The sequence below is a fragment of the Emergencia sp. 1XD21-10 genome, from assembly GCF_009936045.1.
Taxonomy (GTDB): Bacteria; Bacillota; Clostridia; order Peptostreptococcales; family Anaerovoracaceae; genus Senimuribacter; species Senimuribacter intestinalis.
Genome location: NZ_QWEQ01000051.1, coordinates 1 through 1517, shown reverse-complemented (window position 1 = coordinate 1517; position 1517 = coordinate 1). Strand labels below are relative to the sequence as shown.

The following is a 1517-nucleotide window of genomic DNA, read 5'->3' as shown; positions in this document are numbered from 1 at the left end:
AAGGATTTCTTAAGGAAAGATATTTAAGACATTAGTCTTTGATATACCATTTAATTAAGAGTTTGATCCTGGCTCAGGATGAACGCTGGCGGCGTGCCTAACACATGCAAGTCGAGCGAGAAGCTGATGACAGATACTTCGGTTGAAGGAGTCAGTGGAAAGCGGCGGACGGGTGAGTAACGCGTAGGCAACCTGCCCTTTGCACAGGGATAGCCATTGGAAACGATGATTAAAACCTGATAACACCATTTGGTTACATGAGCAGATGGTCAAAGATTTATCGGCAAAGGATGGGCCTGCGTCTGATTAGCTAGTTGGTAAGGTAACGGCTTACCAAGGCGACGATCAGTAGCCGACCTGAGAGGGTGAACGGCCACATTGGAACTGAGACACGGTCCAAACTCCTACGGGAGGCAGCAGTGGGGAATATTGCACAATGGGCGAAAGCCTGATGCAGCAACGCCGCGTGAAGGAAGAAGGCCTTCGGGTCGTAAACTTCTGTCCTTGGGGAAGAAGAACTGACGGTACCCAAGGAGGAAGCCCCGGCTAACTACGTGCCAGCAGCCGCGGTAATACGTAGGGGGCAAGCGTTATCCGGAATTATTGGGCGTAAAGAGTACGTAGGTGGCAACCTAAGCGCAGGGTTTAAGGCAATGGCTCAACCATTGTTCGCCCTGCGAACTGGGATGCTTGAGTGCAGGAGAGGAAAGCGGAATTCCTAGTGTAGCGGTGAAATGCGTAGATATTAGGAGGAACACCAGTGGCGAAGGCGGCTTTCTGGACTGTAACTGACACTGAGGTACGAAAGCGTGGGGAGCAAACAGGATTAGATACCCTGGTAGTCCACGCCGTAAACGATGAGCACTAGGTGTCGGGGTCGCAAGACTTCGGTGCCGTAGTTAACGCATTAAGTGCTCCGCCTGGGGAGTACGCACGCAAGTGTGAAACTCAAAGGAATTGACGGGGACCCGCACAAGCAGCGGAGCATGTGGTTTAATTCGAAGCAACGCGAAGAACCTTACCAGGACTTGACATCCCTCTGACAGACCCTTAATCGGGTTTTTCTACGGACAGAGGAGACAGGTGGTGCATGGTTGTCGTCAGCTCGTGTCGTGAGATGTTGGGTTAAGTCCCGCAACGAGCGCAACCCTTGCCATTAGTTGCCAGCAGTAAGATGGGCACTCTAGTGGGACTGCCGGGGACAACTCGGAGGAAGGTGGGGATGACGTCAAATCATCATGCCCCTTATGTTCTGGGCTACACACGTGCTACAATGGCCGGTACAGAAAGCAGCGAAGTCGTGAGGCGGAGCAAATCTCGAAAACCGGTCCCAGTTCGGACTGCAGGCTGCAACTCGCCTGCACGAAGCCGGAGTTGCTAGTAATCGCGGATCAGAATGCCGCGGTGAATGCGTTCCCGGGTCTTGTACACACCGCCCGTCACACCATGGAAGTTGGGGGTGCCCAAAGCCGGCAAGGAAATATGCTGTCTAAGGCAAAACCAATGACTGGGGTGAA

1 rRNA gene is annotated in these 1517 nt (G+C 52.9%); it reads left to right on the top strand.

The window, feature by feature from the left end:
- Positions 1–50: 50 nt before the first annotated feature.
- Positions 51–1517, top strand: a 16S ribosomal RNA gene (locus D1151_RS16060); the annotation flags it as partial.